This is a genomic window from Aeromonas sp. 130281, assembly GCF_056642115.1.
In genome coordinates this window covers 816,958-842,471 of sequence record NZ_JBWVQS010000001.1, presented here as the reverse complement: position 1 = coordinate 842,471, position 25,514 = coordinate 816,958, and the positions used below count along the sequence as shown (strand labels likewise).

The 25,514-nt window shown below is 64.2% G+C and carries 17 protein-coding genes; 6 read left to right on the top strand and 11 right to left on the bottom strand.

All coding sequences use genetic code 11. The annotated features are described in order from the left end of the window. Positions 1-62: 62 nt before the first annotated feature. A complete protein-coding gene (locus tag AC1IN8_RS03640) occupies positions 63-755 on the top strand; it encodes an ABC transporter permease (RefSeq protein ID WP_139434165.1) in 693 nt (230 codons plus the stop codon). Between the two features lie 70 nt (positions 756-825). Here the strand turns inward: AC1IN8_RS03640 and AC1IN8_RS03635 are convergent, their stop codons facing one another. The 3 genes from AC1IN8_RS03635 to AC1IN8_RS03625 all read right to left on the bottom strand — a co-directional run bounded on the left by AC1IN8_RS03635 (position 826) and on the right by AC1IN8_RS03625 (position 5,419). Beyond that, entirely contained in the window at positions 826-1,467 is a 642-nt protein-coding gene (locus AC1IN8_RS03635; RefSeq protein WP_479758101.1) for an energy-coupling factor ABC transporter permease, read from the bottom strand. Positions 1,468-1,561: 94 nt separating this feature from the next. Beyond that, on the bottom strand, positions 1,562-2,404 hold the full coding sequence (gene pflA, locus AC1IN8_RS03630) for a pyruvate formate lyase 1-activating protein (RefSeq protein WP_139434163.1): 843 nt from the start codon (positions 2,402-2,404) through the stop codon (positions 1,562-1,564). A 75-nt stretch (positions 2,405-2,479) separates the two neighbouring features. Continuing rightward, entirely contained in the window at positions 2,480-5,419 is a 2,940-nt protein-coding gene (locus tag AC1IN8_RS03625) for a sensor domain-containing phosphodiesterase (RefSeq protein WP_479758099.1), read from the bottom strand. Between the two features lie 134 nt (positions 5,420-5,553). Between AC1IN8_RS03625 and AC1IN8_RS03620 the strand changes: the two genes are divergently transcribed. Next, on the top strand, positions 5,554-7,242 hold the full coding sequence (locus tag AC1IN8_RS03620) for an FAD-dependent oxidoreductase (RefSeq protein WP_479758097.1): 1,689 nt from the start codon (positions 5,554-5,556) through the stop codon (positions 7,240-7,242). A 93-nt stretch (positions 7,243-7,335) separates the two neighbouring features. Here AC1IN8_RS03620 and AC1IN8_RS03615 read toward each other — a convergent pair whose 3' ends face one another. From AC1IN8_RS03615 to AC1IN8_RS03595, 5 genes are read right to left on the bottom strand one after another with little or no spacing between them, the layout of a single operon-like run. Further along, a complete protein-coding gene (locus tag AC1IN8_RS03615; RefSeq protein WP_479758096.1) occupies positions 7,336-7,764 on the bottom strand; it encodes an ion channel in 429 nt (142 codons plus the stop codon). Between the two features lies 1 nt (position 7,765). Next, on the bottom strand, positions 7,766-8,794 hold the full coding sequence (locus AC1IN8_RS03610) for a hypothetical protein (RefSeq protein WP_479758095.1): 1,029 nt from the start codon (positions 8,792-8,794) through the stop codon (positions 7,766-7,768). 8 nt (positions 8,795-8,802) lie between these two features. Next, positions 8,803-9,897 carry an HlyD family secretion protein gene (locus AC1IN8_RS03605; protein ID WP_202045105.1) on the bottom strand — a complete coding sequence of 365 codons (1,095 nt, stop codon included), beginning with the start codon at positions 9,895-9,897 and terminating at the stop codon, positions 8,803-8,805. Continuing rightward, entirely contained in the window at positions 9,890-11,401 is a 1,512-nt protein-coding gene (locus AC1IN8_RS03600; RefSeq protein WP_479758094.1) for an efflux transporter outer membrane subunit, read from the bottom strand. Before AC1IN8_RS03600 ends, AC1IN8_RS03605 begins: the two co-directional genes overlap by 8 nt. Before the next feature lie 4 nt (positions 11,402-11,405). Beyond that, a complete protein-coding gene (locus tag AC1IN8_RS03595; RefSeq protein ID WP_241672722.1) occupies positions 11,406-12,443 on the bottom strand; it encodes an AI-2E family transporter in 1,038 nt (345 codons plus the stop codon). A 560-nt stretch (positions 12,444-13,003) separates the two neighbouring features. Here AC1IN8_RS03595 and AC1IN8_RS03590 point away from each other — a divergent pair. Both AC1IN8_RS03590 and pbpC read left to right on the top strand, forming a co-directional pair. After that, positions 13,004-17,857: an alpha-2-macroglobulin family protein gene (locus AC1IN8_RS03590; RefSeq protein WP_479758093.1), complete on the top strand. Its 4,854-nt coding sequence runs from the start codon at positions 13,004-13,006 to the stop codon at positions 17,855-17,857. Between the two features lie 52 nt (positions 17,858-17,909). Further along, entirely contained in the window at positions 17,910-20,231 is a 2,322-nt protein-coding gene (gene pbpC, locus AC1IN8_RS03585; RefSeq protein WP_479758457.1) for a penicillin-binding protein 1C, read from the top strand. Between the two features lie 72 nt (positions 20,232-20,303). On the opposite strand, the gene AC1IN8_RS03580 is transcribed toward pbpC, so the two are convergent. Beyond that, positions 20,304-21,263, bottom strand: coding sequence for a hypothetical protein (locus AC1IN8_RS03580; RefSeq protein WP_479758092.1), 960 nt, complete (start codon positions 21,261-21,263; stop codon positions 20,304-20,306). Positions 21,264-21,438: 175 nt separating this feature from the next. Here AC1IN8_RS03580 and thiI point away from each other — a divergent pair, with 175 nt between their 5' ends. After that, entirely contained in the window at positions 21,439-22,887 is a 1,449-nt protein-coding gene (gene thiI / locus AC1IN8_RS03575; RefSeq protein WP_139434152.1) for a tRNA uracil 4-sulfurtransferase ThiI, read from the top strand. A gap of 74 nt (positions 22,888-22,961) precedes the next feature. Here the strand turns inward: thiI and AC1IN8_RS03570 are convergent, their stop codons facing one another. Continuing rightward, entirely contained in the window at positions 22,962-23,354 is a 393-nt protein-coding gene (locus AC1IN8_RS03570; protein WP_139434151.1) for a hypothetical protein, read from the bottom strand. A 101-nt stretch (positions 23,355-23,455) separates the two neighbouring features. Continuing rightward, positions 23,456-24,088: a trimeric intracellular cation channel family protein gene (locus tag AC1IN8_RS03565; RefSeq protein WP_025326511.1), complete on the bottom strand. Its 633-nt coding sequence runs from the start codon at positions 24,086-24,088 to the stop codon at positions 23,456-23,458. Positions 24,089-24,477: 389 nt separating this feature from the next. Here AC1IN8_RS03565 and AC1IN8_RS03560 point away from each other — a divergent pair, with 389 nt between their 5' ends. Beyond that, the gene (locus AC1IN8_RS03560) at positions 24,478-25,377 is read left to right on the top strand and encodes a flagellin N-terminal helical domain-containing protein (RefSeq protein ID WP_479758091.1); all 900 of its coding nucleotides are present in this window, start codon (positions 24,478-24,480) and stop codon (positions 25,375-25,377) included. Positions 25,378-25,514: the final 137 nt, after the last annotated feature.

Below are 25,514 nucleotides of genomic sequence, written 5' to 3'. Positions count from 1 at the left end.
ACTGTGATCGTTGCGGTGTCAGTGCCGAGCGTATCTTCATCACGATCAAGACGAGGTAAGCCATGGATTTCTCCATCATTCTCACGGAGTGGCCCACCTACTGGGAGGGCTTCTATACCACCATCTGGCTGGTGGCGGCCTCCCTCATGCTCGGCCTCATGCTGGCGGTGCCCATGGGCATTCTGCGCAACAGCCGCAACTGGCTGATCAAGGGGCCGATCTGGGCCTATATCTACTTCTTCCGCGGCACCCCGCTGCTGGTGCAGCTGTTCATCATCTACTACGGCGCCGCCCAGTGGGAGTGGCTCAAGAACGGCCCTGCCTGGGTGCTCTTCTCTGAGGCCTGGTTCTGCGCCCTGCTGGCGTTCACCCTCAACACCGGTGCCTACACCGCCGAGATAGTGCGCGGCGCCGTGCTGAACATGCCAAAGGGGCAGATTGAGGCGGCCAGTGCCTTCGGCATGAGCCGCTGGCAGACCCTCACCCGCATCATACTGCCCAATTCATTTCGCCGTGCGCTGCCCGCCTACAGCAACGAGGTGATCTTCATGCTGCAGGGCTCGGCGGTGGCGGGCATCATCACCATCGTCGACCTGACAGGTGCGGCGCGGATCATCAACTCCCGCTACTACAGCCCGTTCGAGGCCTTCCTGACCGCAGGCCTGCTCTACATGCTGCTCACCTTCGCCATCGTCTGGCTGTTCAAGAAGTGGGAGGCCCGCTGGCACGCCCACCTGCGTCCCCGCAGCGTATGACCTGATACAAAAGCCAGAGACAAAAAAGCCCGCAGTCGCGGGCTTTTTCATTGCGCCGGCCTCTGCAGACTCAGCGCCCCAGATATTCCCTGTCGAAGAAGGTGTTGACCCAGTGGGGTCGGTAGACGGCGAGCAGTGTCATGGCCATGCCGTTGAGCAGGGCCTCGGGGAAGAGCAGCAGCGGCCAGATGGAGAGGTAATCGGCAGTGATGGTGTGCCAGGGGTAGGTGCCGCTCATCCCCATCAGCAGGGCGCTGGCGAGGATCTTGACCGAGATGCTGAGGGCCCCCCCGAGAAAGGCGGCCACGAACAGGTAGACGAAGAGGTGGCGGGGCAGCCAGGCCCAGCTTGCGAGAAACAGCAGCCAGCTGGTGGCCACCGGCAGTGCGACGCCGATGAGCGCCTGCCAGCCGAACTCCGCCGGATCGGTGACACCAAAGGCCCCGAGGAGCAGCAGGGTGAGGCAGGGGGCCAGCAGGGCGAGGCGCCAGCCCAGCAGCAGGGTCAGGGTGGTGAGGCCGAGAAAGTGGATCTCCAGCCCCTCATGGAGGCCGGCCCGCAGGGTCCAGAGCGGCACCAGGACGATGGCGCTCCCCAGGCAAAGGTGCTGATAGAGGGGGTTGTCTTGGAGGGTGCGCAGCAGGGAGGCGCGCAGGCTGAAGGCGAGCAGCACCAGCCAGAGCAGGAGGGCGGTGACTTGTCCTTCACTCATGGCCTGTTCCCCCGGATCTCACTGCCCGGAGATGAGCCCGGGCGCTGGCTGGCGCAATAAAAAGAGGCCGCCCAGTCCCGGGCGGCCTCCTGTCTCAATACTTCACGTTGGGGTGGTACTTGCCGAGGATGCCCTGGACCCTGTCCATGGTCTCCTTGCTGGGGGGCTTGATCCCGGTCAGATCGTAAGTGTCTCCCAGCACGTCCCACTTGTGCTTGCCGAGTTCGTGGTAGGGCAGCAGCTCCACCTTCTCGACGCACTCCCCCAGCTCGGCGATGAACTGGCCGAGCCCCTCGGCGCTCTCGTCATCGTCGGACCAGGTGGGCACCACCACGTAGCGGATCCACATGGTCTGGCCGCGGGACGCCAGGTAACGGGCGAACTCCAGGGTGTACTTGTTGCTGACATGGGTGAGGGGGATGTGCTTCTCGTCGTTGATCTGCTTGATGTCGAGCAGCACCAGGTCGGTGTTGTCGAGCACCCGATCGAGCAGCTCGTCGTAGTGACGCACGAAGCCGTTGGTATCCAGGCAGGTGTGGATCCCCTGCGCCTTGCAGGCGGCAAACAGCTCGGCGATGAACTCTTGCTGCAGCATGGCTTCCCCACCGGAGGCGGTGACGCCGCCGCCCGAGGCATTCATGAAGTGGCGGTAGCTGGTGAGATCCTGCATCAACTCGGGCACTGTGACTTCGCGGCCGCCCTGGGTGTCCCAGGTGTCCCGGTTGTGGCAATACTTGCAGCGCATCAGGCAGCCCTGCATGAACACGATGAAGCGGATGCCGGGGCCGTCGACTGTGCCGCAGGTCTCGACGGAATGGATCCGGCCAATGATGTCGGGATTGCTGGTGTCGCTAACGGTGGCGGCAGGGATCCGCTGAGTGCCCTGATCGGCAGGGCCGCTGGTTTCAACGGCAGGGATCCGGTTAATGACTGACATAGACGACTCCAATTGTTCGGACAGGGTTCGAGCGGTCGTTATTTTATGACATAAAGCCCTATAAATCCTACCAGTTTAGCCCGCCGGGGTGGCACCCAGCAGACTCTCCAGTGCCTTGACAGGGAGCGGGCGGCTGGTCAGGAAGCCTTGGTAGTGCTGGCATCCCAGGGCCTTGAGCACGGCCAGCTGCTCCTCGTCCTCCACCCCTTCGGCGGTCACCGTGAAGCGAAATACCTTGGCGAGATCCAGGATGGCCTTGACGATGGCCTTGTCCTGCTCGCTGTGCACCAGCGTCTGGATGAAGCTCCTATCCAGTTTGACCTCATCGGCGGGCAGATCGCGCAAATAGGCGAGAGAAGAGTAGCCGGTACCGAAGTCATCGATGGAGATGAGGATGCCCAGCGCCTTGAGCTGGCGGATCTTGGCGATGCTGTCCAGCCGGTTCTCCAGCACCACGGACTCGGTGACCTCCAGCAGCAGGCGCGACGGTGGCACCCCGGTATCGCGCAGCACGTACTCCACCTGCTGCACGAAGCCGGCGGTGTGGAACTGGCGGGCGCTGACGTTGACCGACAGATGGGGGATGGCGAGGCCGTTGTTGAGCCAGAAACTGTACTGGGCGCAGGCGGTCTTCATCACCCAGTAGCCTATCTCCTGGATCAGGGTGGTCTCTTCGGCGATGGGAATGAAGTCCCCGGGGGGGATCATGGTGCCGTCCATCTTCTGCCAGCGCAGCAGGGCCTCCACGCCCGAGAGGCTGCCGTTGTCGACCCTGTACTGGGGCTGGTAGTGCAGCACCAGCTCGTTGTTGCGCAGGGCATCGCGCAGCTGGTTGCTCAGGGAGAGCTTGCTCTTCTCCTTCTCTGCCATGGCTTCGCTGAAGAAGATGTGGTTGCCCTGGCCGGCCCGTTTGGCCATGTGGACGGCGGTGTCGGCCTGCTGCATCAGGATCAGGTGATCCTTGTCATCGTCGCTGAACAGGCTGATCCCTACGGAGGCACTGCAGTGCAGCTTGTGATCGCCGATGTCGAAGGGGAGCCGGAAAATCCCCATCAGCTCCCGGGCGAAGTGCTCCGCCAGTATCTTGGCGGTGACATAACCCTGGCCCAGCGCGGTGAACAGCAGGGCGAACTTGTCCCCCGAGGTGCGGGCCAGCACCAGGTTCTCCTGGGGCAGGGACTTGAGTCGCACCACCACGGCCTGGAGCAGCAGATCGCCGCAGGCGTGGCCGAGGGAGTCGTTGATGGACTTGAAGTTGTCGAGATCCAGCAGCAGCAATGCTCCCCACTGCCCGTTCGGGCTCTGCAGGGTGCGCTGCATGATGTCGTTCAGGCTGCGTCTGTTGTAGAGGTCGCACAGATCGTCGTAATAGGCGAGCCGCTCTATGTGGCGAGCCGTCTCCTTCTCCTGGGTGATGTCGTGGAAGCTGCAGACGAAGTGGCTGATCTCGTCCTCCTCATCCTTGACGCCGCTCACCATCAGCCGTACCGGGAAGAGATGGCCGTCCCTGTGCAGGCACTGCTCCTCGCCGAGCCAGTACCCCTGCTTGTCGACGGCGGCGATCACCTCCTGCTTGAGGCTGTCGCCATAGTAGGTGGGCCTCAGGGCCTCGATATGCTGACCCAGCATCTCCTCGCTGGCAAAGCCGGTGATGCGGCTGAAGGAGTCATTGACCTTGAGGATGATGCCGCCGTGATCCATCACCAGCAGACCGTCGTGGGTATTGAAGGCCACTTCCGCCAGGCGCAGGGCATCGTCGTTGGCGAGGCGCTGCAGCTCGATGGCGGCCCGCTCGCGCTGCTCATGGAGGGCATCGAGCAGGGGTATGGGATCGGCCAGCGGCCCGTCGAGCAGCAGGGTGATCTGACCCAAGGGTGTGCCGCCCTGGCCCTGGAGGGGGATGCCGATGTAGGCCTTGGCGTCGAGGGCCAGCAACTGGGTGGCCTGGGGATAGCGCAGGGGCAGGTCTTCCACATAGAGGCTCTGGCCGTGCTGGAAGATCTCCCGGCCCGGGCCTATCTCCATTCGCATGGGCTTGACCGCGGAGAAGGTCTCTCCTTCCAGCACGCAGCGGGGAATGAGCCAGAGATCCTGACCGCGCAGCTGAAACTCCCCGAGCCAGCCGATGCGGGCGCCGCTCGCCGTCATGGCCCAGCGTATCAGGGCGCGGCAATACTCATTGCCGGTCTTGCAACTGAGCCCGCCTGGCAGGGTGAAGGGGGAGGCCTCGACCACCTCGGGTTCGGGCTGCCAGTGACCCAGCAACTGGGCGCAGTGGCGCACCAGCTGCAGCGTCTCTTCGCCTATCAGGGTCGTCTCGGCGTACTCGAGGCTGAGCACGCCGATGAGCTTCTCCTGCTCCAGCAGGGCGCCGTCCAGGCGGGAGCTGACGTTGGCATTGGCCAGATAATAGTGCTGGCTCAGCATGGGCTGATGGGCGGCCTCCGAGAAGCTCAGGGCGCCCCGGGTACGCAAGGCCCGGATGTAGCGGCTGTCACCGCGAATGGCGCCGACAGAATCCGCATTCAGGGTGAAGACAGGGGTCAGCTGCTCGCTGCCGAGGGGGCCGTTGGCCTGGTAGTGCCAGAGGATAAGTCGATCGGCCCCCAGGCACTCCCTGAGGCTCTCCAGCATGGGGGCGTACTGCTGCTGGCTGGCCATCTGGCTCAGGCGCGGCAGTTGCAGCGACAAGTTGGCCGCACTCTCCTGGGGCTGGGTCTGCAGGCAGATGAGCCAGAAGGCGTCCTGTTCATGGGAGAGGGAGATATGCCACTGCTGGGCGGCAAAGCGCAGCAGCAGCTTGCCCCCCTTGCCGCTGGCGAGCCGCTGCTCTATGGGCTGGCGCAGGGCATCCGGCAACTGGGCCGGCCAGGCGCTGCGGGGCTCATCTAGCCAGTGGAGCGGGGTCTGCATCACATCGGTCAGGGCGACCAGCCGTTGACTACGGGTATCCAGGCGAAAGAACAGGGGGGCCTGGCTGGCTGTCGGGAGATGACTGAGCGCGGTAGACGACATGAACTGACACTATCCTGTTGAGCAATTGTCGGAGGGCAAGAATACTGCAAATCCACGGCAAACAAAATTTCATTGAAACCTAAATTAGATGAGTCTAATTTATTGGTCATTTCCTGTTGAGTGGAGTCTTGCAGATGAAACGGATCCTGATTGTGGGTGGCGTCGCAGGGGGCGCCTCGGCGGCGGCCCGCGCCCGTCGGTTGAGCGAAGAGGCAGAGATAGTGATGTTCGAGCGGGGGGAGTTCGTCAGCTTCGCCAACTGCGGTCTGCCCTATCATATCGGGGGGGATATCCCCAGTCGGGATGCCCTGCTGCTGCAGACGCCCCAGAGCTTCAAGCGCCGTTTCAACGTCGATGTGCGGGTCTTCCACGATGTGATCGAGATAGACAAGGCGGGCAAGAGCCTGCTGGTGCGCAACCTGCAAACCGGCGAGGAGCGGCGCGAGCCTTATGACGTGCTGCTGCTGAGCCCGGGAGCGGCGCCCATTCGTCCTCCCTTCCCCGGCATCGACAGCCCAGGCGTGCACACCCTGCGCAACATCCCCGACATGGATCGTATCCTGGCGGCCCTGCACCACGACAAGCCGCGCCACATCACCGTGGTGGGCGGTGGCTTTATCGGGCTGGAGATGATGGAGGCGCTGCACCAGCGCCAGCTGGCGGTCACCCTGCTGGAGCTCTCCGATCAGGTGATGGCGCCGGTGGACAAGGAGATGGCCAACATGCTCCACGCCCGCATCCGGGAAGAGGGGATCGATCTGCGTCTGCGCACCGGCCTATCGGCTATCGAGAGTCTGGATCTGCCCGCCGAGATGACGGCGGCCGTGCCCACCGCCAACAGCGGCGGCCTGCGCCTGACCCTGAGCGACGGCACTCATCTTGACACCGGCCTGCTGATCCTCGCCATCGGCGTCAAACCGGAGACCCTGCTCGCCGCCAAGGCGGGGCTGGCGCTGGGCCAGCGCGGCGGCATCAGGGTGGATGCCGGCATGCGCACCTCGGATCCCTTTATCTTTGCGGTGGGGGATGCGGTGGAGGAGACCGACTTCGTCACCGGCGAAGCTGTGCTGATCCCGCTGGCGGGCCCCGCCAACCGGCAGGGGCGCATCGCCGCCGACAACATGCTGGGCCGAAGCGAAACCTACAAGAAGACGCAAGGGACCGCCATCTGCAAGCTGTTCGACTTGGCGGTGGCCAGCACCGGCCTCAACGAGAAGCGACTGGTGCAGCTGGGATTGCCGTTCGAGAAGGTCTATGTCCACCCGGGCAGCCACGCCGGCTACTACCCCGGCGCCCATCCGGTCAGCCTCAAGCTGCTGTTTGCCCCGGATGGCAAGATTTACGGCGCCCAGGCCATCGGCAAGGATGGCATCGACAAGCGCATCGACGTGCTGGCGGTGGCCCAGCGCGCCGGTCTCACCGTTTTTGACCTGCAGGATCTGGAGCTCACCTATGCGCCGCCGTTCGGCTCGGCCAAGGATGTGATCAACATGGCGGGCTTCGTGGCGAGCAACCACCTGAAGGGGGACACCATCCTCTGCCACGCGGCCGAGGTGCAGGCCCGTCACCCTCACCAGCAGGTGGTGGATGTGCGAAACGGCCCCGAGCTCGACAAGCTGGGGCGCATCCCGGGGGCGATGCACATTCCTCTCGACGAGCTGCGCGGCCGCCTCGATGAGTTGCCAAGAGACAAAGAGCTGCTCATCAGCTGCCAGGTGGGCTTGCGCGGTCACGTGGCCTGCCGCCTGCTGAGCCAGCACGGCTTTCGGGTGAAGAACCTCTCCGGCGGCTTCAAGACCTGGCAACTGGCCTTCGCCGAATAGTGCTGCCCGGCCGACATGGCCCAATCCCCTGCTGTGCATGAAAAAGGGCCACTCCATGGAGTGGCCCTTTTCTACACCATGAGCACAGCCCGCTCAGGGGGTTCCGTCATTGAGCTGCTTGCGAATGTGATGCTGCAAGACCGCCAGCATGGAGGCGCCGGAGAGGCCTATCATCAGGGCGCCGTTGACCGCCTCCAGCGGGCCGAGCAGCTTCCACTGCGGGCTCATGACGATGTCGCCATAGCCCAGGGTGGCGAAGTTGACCCCGGAGTGGTAGACGGCCTCCTGCAGGGTGTCGAACTCCCCGAGCCACAGGAAGAGCCCTCCCCAGACGCCGATCTGGGCCAGGTTGCCCAGCATCACCAGGGTGATGATGCCAAACAGGGCCAGCATGCCGGCCAGGGCCCCCTCGCGGCGATGGAACCGCTTGACATAGAAGCGGATGCACCAGACGGAGACCAGGGATTGCAGCAGCATGTTGACCAGGATCACCGGGATACCGACCAGAAAAATCGTAAACATATCAATCTCCTAACTGGGATTCCGTCAGCGGGCGGCCGACCGGCCACCACTGCTCGAGCAGCAAGATACACAGCCAGCCATAGCCGGCCACCACCAGATAGAGGCCGCAACGCATGGCGGCCGCCAACCACAAATCCTTGCCGGTGGCGCTGTCCTCTATGGCCGGGCCAAACAGGATGAGCGCCGTGATCCAGGCGTTGCTCCAGAATGAGGGCGGGAAGCGCCCCGCCACCAGCCGGATCAGACGCCGCGCCAGCCACAGGGTCATCAGGGAGAGCATCAGCACCAGCATCAGGAGGGAGGGCCAGAGGCTGAGTCCCATCCAGAGTGCGAACGCCAGCAGGGCGCCCGCCAGGGTCGAGAGCACCAGCTCCTGGCCCGCCTGTCTGGCGTTGAGGGAGGTGCTCTGCTGGGCCAGCGCCACCGTCTTCATCACCGCCGGAATGTAGAACGCCGGGTTGCCGAGGGCCAGCAGCCACACCGGCAGCACGATGGCGACGGCGCGCAGCGCCAGCCGCTCGGGATGTTCGGGGGGCAATGGCACCGGCCTTGCCGCCCCCCCTGCCACCGGCAGGGGGGGGAAGAGCGCGTGGGCCATGCGGTTGACCAGGGTGCCTATCAGGATCCCCAGCCCCATCATCTGGGCGATGGCGATGGCAAGGGACTGCTCGATGAGCCCGGCCACCGGGATCACCGTAATGGCCATGATGAGCAGCATGGCGGCGGCCCCCTTGCCGGCCATCGACTGCTGCATCAGCAGGTAGAGCAGCAGGGCGATGAGCAGCACGGCCGCCAGGGCATAGTGGGTCAGCAGGGGGACCAGCAGCACCCCGGCGGCCATGATCCCCAGCAGCAGCAGCCCCCCTGCCAGCCCCTTCTTCAGGCCAAGGGCCTCCCCGGGTCGGCACAGCACCACCCAGGCCATGATGACGCCGAGGTGGGGCATGGGCAGGGCCAGGCCGTAACAGATCCCCGCCGCGAGCCCGATGCCGGTGCCAATGCGCAGTACAGCCCTGTCGGCGTTATGCATATGGCGCCTCAATAGAGGAAGGAGAAGAGGCTCATCAGCCGGATATAGAGCGCCCCCAGGAAGTGCATCACCCCGCTCTCGCCGGTGTAGACCAGCACATCGGCCTGGCCGCCGACCCGCAGCGCCTCGACCGGCGGAAAGTCGTCACTCTGGAAGGCGATCTTGACCGGGAAACGCTGCGCCTGACGCAGCCAGTCGCGGTTGTTGTCCACCGTGGGCAGGGCACCGGCGGGCTGGCTCTTGCCATCGCCCACCCCGTAACCGACGCTGCGGATCTCCCCCTTGAACAGCTGTCCGGGCAGGCTGTCGAGCAGGATGGCGACCTTGTCCCCTGGCCGAATGTTGCCGAGGTTGTTCTCCGTCAGATCCGCCGACACCCAGACGTCGTGGATGGCGATCAGGGTCATGGCCGGTGCGCCGGCCCCGATGAACTGGCCTGCATCTGTGCTCAAGTCGGTGATGAGCCCCCGACCCGGTGCCACCACGCGGGTGTTCTGGCGATCCAGCTGCGCCTTGTGGACCGCCGAGCGGGCGCTGAGCAGCTGGGAGTTGTCATCGCCGCTCGCTCCGGCGGCCTCGATGGCGCGGCGGACGTCGGCCTCCGCTGCCGCCACCTGGCTCTTGGCCGTCTCGCGACTGGCCTGGGCCACCTCGAGGCGACGCACCGAGATGGCGCCCGGATCCTCGCGATAGAGCCGCTCCTGACGCTCCGCATCCTTGGCCGCGTTGTCATAGGCGGCGCGCATGGCCATCAGGGAGGCCTCGGCCGCCTTGACCCCTTCGGTGTTCGCCTTGACGCCGCTCAAGACCGTCTGGTAATCGGATCTGGCCTTGGCCAGGGCGATGTCATAGGGCTCGGGATCGATGTCGAACAGGGGGGAGCCTGCCTCCACGTCCTGGTTGTCGTGAACATAGACCCGCTTGATCTGGCCGGACACCTCGGCGGCGACGGGGACCACGAAGGCCTGCACCCGGGCCTGGGAGCTGTATGGGGTCAGCCGGTCCGCCAGCAGATACCAGATGAGCAGGAGGAGGATGGCAGCCAGCAGCCCTAGGGTGGCGCGGCGGCTGGCCTGGCCGGGAGATGCAGTGCTGTCAGTCATGGGAGCTTGCCTTCTGTGTCATGGGGGAGTGGGTTGCGTCGAGCAGGGGAGCCCAGTCGGTGCGCGTGCGCAGCTGGGCCTCCACCTCAGGGGTCACCAGGGGACGTTCGCGCCCCTGTTCCCAACCGCCACCCAGTGCCTTGTAGAGCGTGATGAGATCCCGCATCCGGGCGCCACGGCTGTTGACCAGGCGCTCCTGCTGGTTGAACAGGGCGCGCTGGGAGTCGAGCACCCGCTGGAAGTCCGCCATCCCCTCGCGATACTGGGTGTTGGCTATCTCGAGGGAGCGACGGGCGGCCTCCCCGGTCTGGGTCAGCAGGACGATCTCGTCCTGGCCGTTGGCGTAGGCCACGGCCGCGTCATCCACCTCGCGGGCCGCCTTGAACACGCTGTCACGATAGCGCTCGTGCAGTTGCTGGAAGCGGGCGTCCTGCACCAGGATCTGGTTGCCGAGCCGTCCCTGATCGAGCAGGTTCCAGCTGAGCGAGGGACCGACGGCCCAGGAGAAGGTGCCGCTCTCCCCATTGGTGGCGTTGACGCCCAGGGTGCCAAGCAGGGTGATGGAGGGGTAGAGCTCGCTCTCGGCCACGCCGATCAGGGCCGACTGGGCGGCCAGTTGCCGCTCCGCGACCCGCACGTCGGGACGCCGGCGCAGCAGATCGGCCGGCATCTCGGTGACCAGGGCCAGCTCCCCCTGGGGGATCTTGCCGGTGTTGGTGGCCATCTCGGGCAGGGGGCCCGGGGGCCTGGCAATCAGGGTCGAGAGGGCATTCTGGCTCTGGCGCAGGCTGGTCTCGAGTTGCGGAATGCCGGACAGGGTGCCGAGGTACTGGGTCTTGGCCTGCTGCACGTCCAGCTCGGCGCTGTTGCCGCTCTTGAACAGCCGCTCGGTGATCTCCAGGCTGCGCTGCTGGAGGCGGGCATTCTCCCGGGCTATGTAGAGGCGAGCCTCCAGGGTGCGGATGCTCACATAGAGCTGGGCTACCTGGGCGGCCATCAACACCTGGATGTCATCATACTGGGCCAGGGTGGCGAAGTAGTTGGCATCCGCCGCTTCGATGCCGCGTTCGAACTTGCCCCAGAAGTCGAGTTCCCAGCCGAGGTTGAACCCGGCGCCATAGCTGCTGCCGGCGCTGCTGTGGCCGCCCCGGGTCTGCCCGGCTTGCAGAAACTCGCCCGTGCCCACGGTGGCCTGGGGGCCGAGCAGGCTCTCGGCGATGCCGAGCTGGGCCTGGGCCTCGAGGATCCGCAAGCCGGCGATCCGCACATCCGGGTTCTTGCGCAGCGACTCCTCGACCAGGGCACTCAGCACGGGGTCGTTGAGGCGGTTCCACCATTGGCGATAGTCGGCGGTCGCACTCGCCTGCTGACCCTCGCTGGCGCTGTGCCAGCCGGCCATCTCCTCGACTCTGGGGGCCTGATAGTCGGGGCCCAGCACTGTGCAGGCACTTAATAACAGGCATGCGCCCCCCGTGAACAGGGGGCGGTGACGTTGGACGGCCATGGGGTTATTTATCCGCAGAAGCCAGACCTTCGTTGACCCAGGCCATGAAGATGCGATAGCCGATGGAGAGCAGGGTGGCGCCGATGAACATGCCGAGGATGCCACTGGTCGCCATGCCGCCAAGGGCGCCCAGCAGCACCACCGGCATGGGGGCATCGACACCGCGACCCAGCAGCAGCGGCTTGAGCACGTTGTCGGCCATGCCCGCGACGATCAGCAGGACGCTGTAGATGATGTTCACCGCAGTGCCGTGATCACCCGTGCTCCACATGTAGGCGATGGCGGGAGCCGTCACCAGGATCACGGGCACCTGGGCGATGCCGAGGATGAGCGCCAGGACGAAGAAGATGCCGACCGCCGGGATCCCCGCCAGCATCATGACGATACCCGCCAGCAGCGCCTGGATGAAGGCGACCCCGATGACCCCTTGAGCGACGGCACGTATGGTGCTGGTGCACAGCTTGGTCAGCGCCAGCCCCTTGCGTTCGTCCGTGATGCGCATGGCGATGCGATCGGCGCTCACCGCACCCGGTGCGCCCCAGGCCATGATGATGCCGGCCACGATGAAGGAGAAGACGAAGCCGAGCAGACCGCCTCCCATGCTGGCCAGGATGCCGACGACCTTCTTGGCGAGATCCCCGAGCTGCGGCTGGTAGCTGATGATGAGGCTGGGCAGGTCCACCGAGGCCTTCAGCCAGACGGCATGGAGCTTGGCGCCCACCAGCGGGATGTCGGCGATCTCGGCGGAGGGGGCCGGGATCACCAGGGTGTTGTTCTCCACCTTGTCGACCAGGGCGCTGACGCTGTCACCCAGGGAGCTGATCATGACCACGGTCGGGGCCACGATGAGCAGGATGCCGAGCAGCACCAGCAGGGTGGAGGCCCGCCCCTGCTTGCCGCCCAGGCGCGCGGCAAAGCGCTGGTGGAGGGGATAGAGGGTGACGGCCAGGATCAACGCCCACAGCATCATGTTCATGAAGGGGGAGAACACGGTGAAGCAGAAAGAGCCCAGTGCCAGGATAAGGCCAAACTTGATGAACATATCCAGGAATCTGGCAACCAACCTTTTTTCGACTATGGACAGATCGTTATTTTCCATTCTGGTATGACTCCGACGGGGGATGAGCACACAACCATGCTGGCCCGACATAGATGTCGGGCCAGCAGGCATGGGTTGTGCAGTAATAAATAACACTGAGTTCAGCGCGTGGGGGGCACGCTGACCTTGCCTGCATTTAATGTATGGCACAGGAACTCAATGTTTAAAAAATATTTAACCGATTGATATTAGGTTGATTGCGTCTACAACTTCAGCGGTGCCAGAGAATAAAGAGTCCCCTCGTGCCGCACAAGCGAACAGTTGTTCCCAGTTTGGCTTGGGTTCAGAAAACGGGGAAAGTTTTCCCATATAAAATAGCCGCCCAAAAAAGAGCTTCGAATGGGGAATATTATTGCTTGCTCATAAATAGCTATTTCTGCTGCCAGCAACGGCATGCCGTGGATGATGCGCCCGCCGCACTGAGTTTTGTGTTAATGGGGGGGACGTTTTATCCTATTGGCTCCTGCGCTGCGCTGGCGGCGACTCAACCCGGGATCAAATCTATGCGTCTCCTCAAGCCCTCTGCTGTGTCTCGCGTCCCTCGTCTGCTTACCTCGTTACTGGCGGGTGTGGGTGCTCTGCTTTTGGCAGGCTGCGGCCCGGACACTCCGGCCCCCGCATCCTCCCCAACCGAGGTGCAGCAGGAGGCCGGGGCACCGACCTCAGTGGTGCAGGCCAATGCCCGCCAATATAGAGACGCCCCGGCGCTGGCGCTGGTCTTCTCCGGCCCCTTGGCGCCCAAGGCAAACTGGCAGAGCTGGCTCACGGTCAGCGAAGGGGGCAACCAGGTGCAGGGGGAGTGGATCCTCGCCGACGATGGCCGCACCCTCTATTTCCCGAATGTCCAGCCTGACAGAAGCTACGAGGTGAGTCTCAAGGCGGGGCTGGGCCCAGCCCCCCAGAGCTGGACTCTCAAGACCCGGCCGCTGGAGGCGGGGGCCTCGTTTACCGCCAGCGGCATGGTATTGCCCCTGCGCGACGAGCTGCGCCTGCCCATCAGCGCGGTGAACGTGGACGAGGTCAACATCGACTTCTTCCGGGTCGATGCGGAATATCTGCCCCGTTTCCTGGCCGAGTATCGCCCCGGTGCCGGCATGGGCAACTGGGATCTGGAGCAGGTCACCCGGCGAGCCAAGCGGGTGTTCAGCGGTCGCTATGCGCTGGAACTCGATGCCAACCGGCGCGAGACCCGCCTCATCAATGTGAAGGAGCCGCAACTGGCCGAGGCTGGGATCTACTTTGCGGTGATGTCTCCCCTTGGCAACTACGACTGGCGCAAGGAGACCACCTATTTCGCGGTGAGCGACATGGGGCTCAGCGCCCGCCGCTACCGCGATCAGCTGGAGGTGTTCGTCAGCTCCCTGGCTAGCGCCGACCCGCTCAAGGAGGTGCAGCTCTCCCTGCTCGACGAGAAGGGCAACCGGCTGCAGGTGCAAAATACCGATCCCCAGGGCCATCGCCGCTTCGATCAGGTGCAGGGGGCCCGGCTGCTGCTGGCCGAGCAGGGCAAGCATCTGGCGGTGCTGCGTCTCGATGGCGCGGCCCTCGATCTCTCCACCTTCGATCTCGGCACCCAGCCCTGGCAGGCACAGCAGCTTTATCTGTTCAGCGGACGAGATCTCTACCGCCCCGGCGAGCGGCTCGACAGCGAGATCCTGCTCAAGGGGCAGGATGGCCAGTTGCTGCCCGGCATGGCGGTGGAGCTGGAGGTGAAGCAGCCGGACGGCCAGCTGCTCGAACAGAAACGGCTGCTGCCGGACAACCTGGGCGCCGCCCACTATGGTCTGCGGTTGCCGGACGATGCGCCGCTCGGGCGCTGGACCATCACCCTCAAGACATCGGCAGGCAGCCGTTTCGAGTGGCCCTTCCTGGTGGAGGAGTTTCTGCCGGAGCGGCTGAAACTGCAGCTCGGCAAGGGACCGGAGGGGGAATTGCAGAGCCCTGAAGCCGCGCTCACCCTGCCGCTGCAGGGGGACTACCTCTACGGTGCCCCGGCGAGCGCCACCAAGGCGAAGGCGGAGGTGAAAATCAGCCGCGCCACCATGCCCTTTACCCAGTGGCAGGAGTTCACCCTGGGTGACGTGCTGCTCGCCGAGCAGGCCAAAGAGCCGGAGCCCCTCAATATCACCCTCAATGAACAGGGGCAGGGGACTTTCTCGCTGGCGGATGAGCTCGATGGGGTGCGCGGTCTCGGGCCGCTGGAGGTGGCCTATCGGGTGTCGCTCTCCGAGCCAGGTGGCCGCGCCGTCAATCGCAGTCGCACCCAGTACGGCTGGCCAGCGGGCAGCCAGTGGCCCGCCCTCAAGGCCGATTTCGTGGCGGATCGGGTGGAAGGGGGCAAGCCGCTGCCCTTCCAGATCCTCAACCTCGACGACAAGGGGCAGCCGGTGGCGGGCGAGGTGAAGGTGCGTCTCATCAACGAGTACCGCGACTACTACTGGCACTACGCCGACGGCGAGGGGTGGAAGTACGAATTCAACAGCCAGCCCTATCTGGAGCAGGAGCAGATCCTGCAGCTGGACGGCAAGGGACCGACCCCCCTCAGTTTGCCGCTGGCGGCGGGCTGGTATCGGTTGGAGGTGGAGAACAGTCAGGGCCATCAATCCAGCCTGCGGCTGGAGATCGGCAGCTACGCCTGGGGCGGCGGTGGCGAGCAGGCGCGGCCCGACAAGATTGCCATCACCCTCGACAAGCGCGCCTACCAGGCGGGCGACAAGGCCAAGGTGACCCTGGTGGCCCCGCGCCCCGGCAAGGGGCTCTTGCTGGTGGAAGATGGTGACGGCCTGCGCTGGTGGCAGCGCATCGAGCTGAACGCCGAAGGTGCCGGACAAGGGGAGGGGCGCGGCGAGTTCGAGATCCCGGTCAGCCCCGAGTGGCTGCGTCATGATCTCCATATATCGGCCCAGATCGCCGTCCCTGACAGCGAGTCGAGGCCGGCGAGCAGCAAGGGAATACCGAGCCTGCGCTCGGTCGGCCTGGTGCCGCTCACCCTGGATCGGGAAGCGCGCCGTCTGCCGCTCACCCTGAGCGCGCCGGATAAAGCCGTGCCGCTCACCCGGCTGGAGGTGACAGCCACCTCCACCCCCAACAGTCAGGGCCGCGTGGTGCTGGCGGCGGTGGACAGGGGCGTGCTCAATATCAGCGACTACCAGCCGCTAGACCCGTTCGAGATCTTCTTCGGTCGCAAGCGCTTCGCGCAAGACTTGTTCGACAACTACGGTCAGGTGATCCCGCCCCAGGATGGTAAGCTGGCTCGCCTCAACTACGGGGGGGACCGGGCACCGCTGAAAAAGGGTGGCGCGCTGGAGAGCCGGGTCGAAGTAGCCGCGCTCTGGAGTGGCGAGGTGAGTTTTGATGAGAGCGGCAAGGCGGTGATCCCGCTCGACCTGCCCAACTTCAACGGCGAGCTGGCGCTGATGGCGCTGGCCTGGAACGAACAGCAAGTCGGGGAGGCCGAGCGCGCCGTCAAGGTGGTGGCACCCTTGGTGGCCGAGATCGGCTGGCCGCGCTTTGGCGCCAGAGGGGATGAGACCCGGGCCCTGGTACAGCTGCGCAACATGAGCGGTGAGGATCAGACCCTCTCCCTTGCCTGGACCCTCAACGGTGGGCTCAAGGCAGACGGCGAACTGCCCGGCACCCTTGCCCTGAAAAATGGCGAGGAGCAGTGGCTGACCCTGCCGCTCACCGTGACCGGGGCGAGCGGTGTGGCAAGCTTGCAGTTGGCGGCCAGCGGCAAGGGCTTTGCGGTCAGCCGCGACTGGACTCTGCCGCTGCGCTCCCCTTGGCCGGCCGAGACTCGCCAGCGCTACCAGATGCTGGCTCCCGGCCAGCAGATGAGCCTGGCACCGGGCGAGCTTGCGGGGCTTGACCCCGCCAATCTGCAGGGGCTGCTTAGCCTCTCCGGCACGCCCCCCTGGGATCCGGCGGCCCAGTGGCAGGCGCTGGCCGACTACCCCTATGCCTGTCTGGAGCAGACCCTATCGCGCGCCTGGCCCTATCTGCTGACCACGGCGGATGATCGGGCCGCCTGGAGCAAACCCGCAGAGGGCAAGAAACCGGCGAGCGAGGCGGATGTGCAGCGTGCCCTGCTGCAACGGCTGCAGCGGTTGCAACTGCCAAGCGGCGGCTTTGGCCTCTGGGATGGTCGTTCCGACGAGGAGCAGTGGCTCACCGCCTATGCCGCCGACTACCTGCTGGCCCGCAAGGAGGCGGGTGATACGGTGCCGGAGGCGATGCTCAATCAGGCCCTGAACCGGCTGCAGAGCTATCTCACCGACAGCCAGTACGGGGAGCGCTGGAGCAGTGCCCCCGAGCACAGCCGTCTTGCCTATCAGGCCTACAGCGCCTATGTGCTGGCCCGGGTGGGCAAGGCACCGCTCGCTACCTTGCGCCTCATCTGGGAGCAGCAGGCGGATCACGCCCGCTCCGGTTTGCCGCTGCTCCATCTCTCGTTGGCGCTCTCGGCCATGGGGGATGAGCAGAATGCCGCCAAGGCCCTTGCTCGGGCGCAGGCGACCGAGCGCGGTGAGGATTATCTCGGGGATTACGGTTCCCCCCTGCGCGATCAGGCCCTCGAGCTCTCCCTGCTGCGTCAGTACAAGCTGGCCGAGGAGCGCTGGCCTGATCTCAGCGCCAAGGTGGTCGACACCCTGGCCCACCGTCAGTGGCTCAGCACTCAGGAGCGGCTCGCATTGCTGCGGCTGGCGCAAGTTGATCCTGCCGCCGACTGGCAGGCCAGGGTCGACTCACCCCTTGGCAGTGAATCCCTGACCGGTTCGGCCCCATTGCTGCTGGGCGCCCCCGAGGCGCTGGCAGTCAGCGGGATCACCAACGAGGGCAAGGGATCCCTCTATGTGCAGCGCACTCTGGTAGGTTACCCCGAACAGGCTCCTGCCCGGTTGAGTCAGGGGATAAGCGTCACCCGCAGCTGGTTCGACAGCGACGGCAAGCAGCTTGATCCGGCCAGGGTACGGGTCGGCGATCTGGTGGTGGTGCGGCTCAACGTCAGCAGCGAATCGGCGGTGCCCGATGCCCTGCTGGTGGAGATGGTGCCGGCAGGCTTCGAGCTGGAGAACCCGGCCCTTGGCAACAGCATCAAGCTGGAAGAGCTCTCCATCGAGGGGAAACCGGCGTGGCAGAGCGAGTGGAACGACTACTTCAAGCATCAGGAGTTTCGTGACGATCGCTACACGGCGGCGTTGGATCTGAGTGCGGGGGGCAATCAGCAGCTGGTCTACCTGATGCGGGCGGTGACGCCGGGTCGTTATCAGGTACCGCCGACCCAGGTGGAGGACATGTACCGGCCTGAGCTACGGGCAGTGGGTGAGGATATTCACGAGGTGAGCATCTCTGAGTAATCTTCCCTCCCTCGAGCGGGTTCGCCCGCTCACTTTCTGGCAGCGTGGCTGGCTGCGACTTTGTCACTGTGGTCGCGCTTGCTGGGGCTGGCTTGACCGTCTGCCACGCTGGCTGCGCTGCTCGGTGCTGGGCGTTGTAGCCCTGTTTCTGGCGCTGCTGGCGCTCGATCGCATTTTCCCGCCGCCGCCACTCGACCCAGCCTATGCGCGGGTGGTGCTCGACATGAAGGGGCGGCCACTGCGGGCCTTTGCCGACACCAGCGGCGTGTGGCGCTACCCCGTGACCCTGGAGCAGGTCTCCCCCCGCTATATAGAGGCGTTGCTGGGCTACGAGGATCGCCATTTCTGGCGCCATCCCGGGGTCAATCCGGTGGCCATGGTCCGCGGGGTTTGGCAGTGGCTGCGCTACGGGCGCGCCGTGTCGGGCGGCTCGACCCTCACCATGCAAGTGGCCCGCCTCATCGAGCCCTACCACAGGAGCGTGCCCGGCAAGCTGCGCCAGATGGCGCGGGCGCTGCAGCTGGAGTGGCACTACGACAAGCGTACCCTGCTCACCGTCTACCTCAACCGGGCGCCATTTGGCGGCAACCTGGAGGGGGTGCAGGCGGCAAGTTTTGCCTATCTCGGCAAGAGCGCCGCCAAGCTGACCCATGCCGAGGCGGCGCTCTTGGCAGTGCTGCCGCAGGCTCCCAGCCGCAACCGGCCGGACAGGCATCCCGAGCGAGCCCGCGCCGCCCGCGACAAGGTGATGCTACGACTGGTGGCACAAGGGGTCTGGCCCGAGCCGGTGTGGCAGGAGGGGCGCATCGAGCCTGTGCTGGCCCGCGGTCACTTCACGCCGATGGAGGCGCCGCTCTTTGCCCGTCTCGCCGCCGATAATCAGGCCGGGGCCCTGGTGCACACCACCATAGACGGGGATCTGCAGCGCTGGCTGGAGGGGCGGGTAGCGAGCTATATCCGCCGCTTCCCCGAGCAGACTTCCGCCGCCCTGCTGCTGGTAGACAACAAAACCATGGCGGTGCGCGCCTATGTGGGCAGCGCCGAGTATGGCAATTTGCGCCGCCACGGTTATCTCGACATGGTGCAGGCGATCCGTTCTCCCGGCTCTACCCTCAAGCCCTTTATCTACGGTCTGGCGATGGACGAGGGGTTGGTGCACTCCGCCTCCCTGCTCTCCGATGCGCCTAGGCTCGGCTCGGATTACAGACCCGCCAACTTCTCCGGCGCCTTTCAGGGGCCGGTGACTCTGGCTCAGGCGCTGCAGCAATCTCTCAACGTGCCGGCGGTACAGGTGCTGGAGGCGCTTGGGGCCGACAAGCTGGTCAGCCGCCTCGACAATGCCGGGGTGCGGCTCGCGCTTTCGGACAAACCCAACCCGGCCATTGCGCTGGGGGCGGCAGGCATTCGGCTCGAGCAGCTGGTGGCGCTCTACAGCGCGCTGACCCGGCAGGGGCAGGTGGCGATGCCGGTCTGGCTGGCGGGGCAGCAGGCGGTGTCACGCCCCTTGCTGAGCCCGGGGGCGGCCTGGATCATCTGGCAGATATTGAGCGCCCAGGGGCGCGCGGATCAGCCCTTTGCCAGCGAGGCGACCGGCCGGGTCAACCGGCTTGCCTGGAAGACCGGCACCAGCTATGGCTATCGCGACAGCTGGGCCATGGGGGTCTCCGGTCGCTGGACCATAGGCGTCTGGCTGGGACGCCCCGACGGCACCCCCATGCCCGGTTTTTACGGCCAGAGCGCGGCGGTGCCGCTGCTGCTCTCGGTCTACTCGCGGCTCTCGGACAACAGCCCTCTGCCGGCGCAGCCCAATACGGTGAGCGAGGCGGAGATCTGCTGGCCGTTGGGACGCAAGGCGAGCGCGACCCTGCCAGAGGCCTGTCTGCAGCACCAGAGTGCCTGGCTGCTGGAAGGGCGCGATCCCCCCACCTTGCCGGATCCCATGGACTGGCCTTCGCCGCTGCGGCTGGTTGCGCTCACTGCCGAAGGCAAGCCAACCCTGGCCCGTTGCCAGGATGCGGCGCAATCCGGTTTCCGGGCGCTCTGGCCGCTCTCGCTGGAGCCCTGGCGGTCACCCGGCGAGCGGCGGCAGGCGCTGCTGGCAAGCGGTTGTGCGGGGGAGGGGCGAAGTGCCGAGCTGCAGGCCCCTATTCGCATCCTGGCGCTGGGAGAGGGCAATCTTATCCGCAGCCAGCGTTACCGGCTGCAGCCCAAAGTGCTGGGGGGCGTCGGCAAGCCGGCCTGGTTTCTCAACGGTCAGCGGCTGCGCTGGGATGGGGATCAGGTGCTGAGCGAGGCGGGGCGCTACCAGCTGGTGGTGGTGGACGAGGCGGGCAACAGCGATCGCATCGAGTTTCGATTGGAGAACCCCTCCTGAGAGAGGCGAGTCAAAGGGGCTGCCCGTTCAGGGCGACAATATTTTGACGGCAGCCTCTGCGCCTAAGCTGGCTCAGGGTTTGACCTGACCCAGCCGGGTGAAGAAGTGCTGACTCTTGCGCTGGTGGAAGTGGCTCTTCTTGATGGGATGGAAGACCAGAGTGCTGTCGGGATGACTCTCCTTGAGCCTGTGGATCATCGCCATGGCGGGCAATGAGCAGCTGACCAGGGTGGTGAGTGGTAGGCTGCGGGTCTGCGGGCCCAGCAGCTGGTTGAGCCCCTGCTGCGCCTGTTCGAAGCGGGCCAGTATCGCAGGGTCGGCGTAGCCGCTGCCAAGCATGGCGAGCAGGGCATCCAGAGCCTGGTGGAAGGCCGCCAGCTGCTGGCGAAACCCGCTGCGCCCGCGCAGAGCAACCAGCTCCGCAAAGGAGATCTCGGCGAGGTGAGTGGGTACTTGCAACGGGATCTCGAGGTGGAAGCAATCCTGACCGCCGCGATTGTGGTAGCGGGATTCGAGCAGGTGAAGCAGCCGGTCCAGATAGTCGTGATCCGTGATGAGGGCCCCCTCATTGGCGAGCGCCCACTCACGGGCGAGGCGCATGGAGAGCAGGTTGGCAAAGCGCCGCGCCATTCTTATCCCCCCATCATCCTGCGTCGCAAAGCCCTGGGTCAGGCAAAAACCGTGCAGCCGCTCCAGACCTGGCTGGGCGGGGCAGAAGCAGTCGTGGTTGGCACGCTGGCGCCAGCGCGTGATCAGCTCCTTGTTGCCAAACACCTTGTGGCGGACGAAGTCGGGGGCGACAAGGCCGGCAATCTGGCTCTCGACCTGGGGCGTGATGGCGGCAAAGAAGGCGGGCTCGGGCGGCTCGGCCAGCAGGTCGCTCTGCTGGCGCAGGGTATCGAGCAGGGCGGTGAGGCCGCTCTTCTCGCTGACGGTGAAGACGAAGGCGAGCCGCTCCAGATAGATAAGAGCAAACTTGAGCCAGAGTTCATCCCGTACTTCCATGCCGGGGTAGTAGATATAGGTCTTCATCGGATCGTCAGGGTTCAAGCCGGTGGCCAAGGCGCAGGCTCGGGAATATACGCAAGATTGCCGCCTTGCGGCAAACATTGCGTGGGAAAATATGCCGTCGCCTGGCCAGTAGGCGCTGGCGCCAAACTTCTGATATAATTCGCGCCCTTAAATCAAGGCCACCCGAGTCAACACCATGAAGTTCATTATCAAGCTGTTCCCCGAAATCACCATCAAGAGCAAGTCAGTGCGTCAGCGTTTCACCAAGATGCTGCAGGGCAACATCCGTAACGTGTTGCGCCGCTTTGACGAAGACGCCCGTGTGCGGATGGACTGGGACAAGCTGGTAGTGAGCTCCCGCAACGATCAGTTCCACGCCCAGTATCTCGAGACCCTGGCCTGTATCCCTGGCATCCAGTACTTCCTCGAAGTGAAGCTGAGCAACTTTACCGATCTGCACGACATCTTCGAGCAGACCCGCGCCGTCTGGGGCGATCGCCTGAAAGGCAAGACCTTCTGCGTGCGCGCCCGTCGCGTCGGCAAGCACGACTTCAGCTCCCTGGAGCTGGAGCGCTATGTGGGTGGCGGCCTCAACCAGCACTGCGAAACCGCCGGTGTGCGCCTTAAAAAACCCGATATCCAGGTCAACCTGGAAGTGGAAAACGACGAGCTCTACATCATCAGCGCGGTCCACCACGGCATGGGAGGCTTCCCCATGGCGACCCAGGAGGATGTGCTGAGCCTGCTCTCCGGCGGTTTCGACTCCGGCGTGGCCTCCTACCAGTTCATCAAGCGCGGCTGCCGCGTGCACTACTGCTTCTTCAACCTGGGGGGCGCCGCCCACGAGATCGGTGTCAAGCAGGTCGCCTATTACCTGTGGAACAAGTTCGGTGCCTCCCACAAGGTGCGTTTCACCGCCATCGACTTCGAGCCCGTGGTGGCCGAGATCCTCGAGAAGATCGACAACGGTCAGATGGGGGTGGTGCTCAAGCGGATGATGATGCGTGCCGCCGGCCAGGTGGCGGACACCTTCCAGATCCCGGCCCTGGTGACCGGCGAGTGCGTGGGCCAGGTTTCCAGCCAGACCCTGACCAACCTGAACGTCATCGATCGGGTGACCGACAAGGTGATCCTGCGCCCGCTCATCACCTGGGACAAGCCGGACATCATCAGCGAAGCCCGTCGCATCGGTACCCTGGAGTTCGCCGAGACCATGCCGGAGTATTGCGGTGTCATCTCCAAGAAGCCGACCGTGAAGGCCGAGCTCTCTCGCATCGAGGCGGAAGAGGCCAACTTCGACTTCGCCATCCTGGACAAGGTGGTGAGCGAAGCCCGCTACCTCGATATCCGCCGCATCGGCGAAGAGACTGCCGCCCAGGTGCAGGAGGTGGAGACCACCCAGGTGCTGGCCGCCAACGAAGTCATCCTGGACATCCGCTCCAGTGATGAACGCGACGAGAAGCCGCTGGTGGTGGAAGGGCGCGACGTACTGCACATCCCCTTCTTCAAGTTGGCAACCGCCTTTGGCGATCTGCCGAAAGAGCAGACCTACCTGCTCTATTGCGATCGCGGCGTGATGAGCAAGCTGCAGGCGCTCTATCTGAAAGAGCAGGGCTTTGACAACGTCAAGGTGTACCGCCCCTGATAGCGGTGCCCATGCGCCCATAAAAAAATCCGGCCAAGGTGCCGGATTTTTTTATTTCACATGTTCGGTGATGATCAGGGGCAGGGGACGGGGGTAAAGGTCTCCTGGCCATGGCAGCGCCAGCCCATCTCTGCCTGACGCATTTGCCACAGGTTGTTGCTGCGAAACAGGGTCAGGATGTAGATCATGTCGCTCTTCTGGCCATCGAGGGCCACCGAGAGCACCAGATCGTTGTCCAGCTGCTGGGCATGGATGCGGGTGGGCACGTCTTCATGACCCACGAAGCGGCGGGCCACTTCGCGATAGTCGTTGACCCAGCCCTGCTGACTGCTGCTCGCCTGACGGATCTGCTGGTTGAACTGCTGTACCGGGGTGGATGCCAGGCGCCCGAACAGGGCCTGTGCCCCCGCATGAGCCGCTGCCACCATCATCAGAATCAGCGTGGTAATGAGCCCAAGTTTTTGCATGAGGTAATCCGGCTTGAAACGACCACTCTATGACAACAGAAAAGCGGGCTTGGTTCAATCTTGCCCCTGCAAGGGTGGGATCTCGCCCACCCAGTCCAGGTTCAGTTGCGCTGCAACGAGAAGGTCGGCAGGGAGAGGTGCCAGTAGATGGCGGCCACGCGCAGGCCAAAAACGGCCGTCATGCAGATAAGCATGGCTGTGACCCTGTCCATGTTGACCTCCAGCGCCAGGGTATAGAGGATGCCCCCCAGGATGCAGGCGGTGGCATAGATCTCCTTTTGCAGCACCATGGGCACTTCCCGGGCCAGCACGTCCCGGATCATGCCGCCAGCAACCCCCGTCATGGTACCCATGAGCACCGCAATCAGCCCTGAGGTGCCAAAGTTGAGTGCCTTCTGGGCGCCTATCACGGTGAAGAGCGCCAGCCCGAAGGCGTCGGCCACCGGCAGCACATACCAGGGCATGCGGCGGGGCAACTTGACCATCCACATGCCGATGAGGGCCGTGGCGATCACCACCCAGATATAGAGGGGGTCGCGTACCCAGAAGACCGGGGTGGCGCCCAGGATCATGTCACGTATGGTGCCACCACCGATGGCGGTCACCGCGGCCAGCACCATGACGCCGAAGCCGTCCATTCGAAGGCGCCCTGCCACCAATACCCCCGAAAACGCGAATACCGCAGTACCAAACATGTCGCTGATGTAAACAATCTGCTCAACCAGTGTCTGCATGGAGAACAACTCATGTCCAATAAATGATGGGGCGGCGATTTTAGGGGCAAGGGGCGCGTGTGAGCAATGCCGGTATGCAAAAGTGGGAGCCAGAGCGGGTTTCTGGGGGTCAGGGGAGGACGGGTGACAGGCAGCACAGACCCAGCGGGTGCGGGATCTGGCCACCTATCTGCGGGTCGGTTGGGGATCTGCGACAAAAATTCTGATTTTTTTCTCAAGGCTGGGAAATAGAGGCCGATATATAGGTTAGGCGGCGATTACTGCCAAAAAGGCAGAAAAAAGAAATTAAAGTCTTACCAAACAGCGCCGTTAACTAAACATATCAGGCACAAAACAAAATAAAGCCTGAGTGAATTAAAGATAAAATTTAATAGCTTAGGAGAAAAATTATGAGTCTGTATATCAATACCAACGTTTCATCGCTCAACGCTCAGCGTAACATGATGAACAGCACCAAATCTCTGGATACCTCCTACACTCGTCTGGCCTCCGGCCTGCGCATCAACAGCGCCAAGGACGATGCGGCGGGTCTGCAGATCTCCAACCGTCTGACCTCCCAGGTCAACGGCCTGGATCAAGGCAACCGCAACGCCAACGACGGCATCTCCCTGGCGCAGACCGCAGAAGGCGCCATGGACGAAGTGACCGGCATGCTGCAGCGCATGCGTACTCTGGCCCAGCAATCGGCTAACGGCTCCAACTCCGCCAAGGATCGTGAAGCCCTGCAAAAAGAGGTGGATCAACTGGGTGCCGAGATCAACCGTATCTCCAGCGCGACCACCTTCGCTGGCACCAAGCTGCTCGACGGCTCCTTTGGTGGCACCTTCCAGGTCGGTGCGGATGCCAACCAGACCATCAGCTTCAGCCTGAGTCAGGCAGATGGTTTCAGCATCTCCGGGATTGCGGCGGCGGCGGCAACCACCATTGCTGGTACCGCAGCGGCGGTCGGTATCTCTACAGTCTTTGTTGGCGGTAGTGCTGGTGGCATCAGCATCAGCAGTCAGAGCAATGCCCAGAACGTACTGGCAGCCGTTGACTCCATGCTGACCGTGGTCGACAGCAAGCGTGCCGAGCTGGGTGCGGTGCAAAACCGGTTGGATTCAACCATCCGCAACCAGTCCAATATCTCCGAGAACGTCAGCGCCGCGCGCTCCCGTATCCGTGATGCAGACTTTGCCACCGAAACCGCCAACATGACCAAGCAGAATATCCTGCAACAGGCTGCCTCCAGCATCCTGGCCCAGGCCAACCAGCGCCCGCAGTCTGCGCTCTCCCTGCTGCAAGGCTAAGCTGACTGATTGCCAGAAAAAGAAAAGGGCGGTTGTTCAGGCCGCCCTGGTAAGCAAGATGGAACAATGGGGTGTTCGGATTTACGCCTTGTCCTATCGAAAGAGAGTTTCTCTTATTGGTATTACCCCTCGAGTGT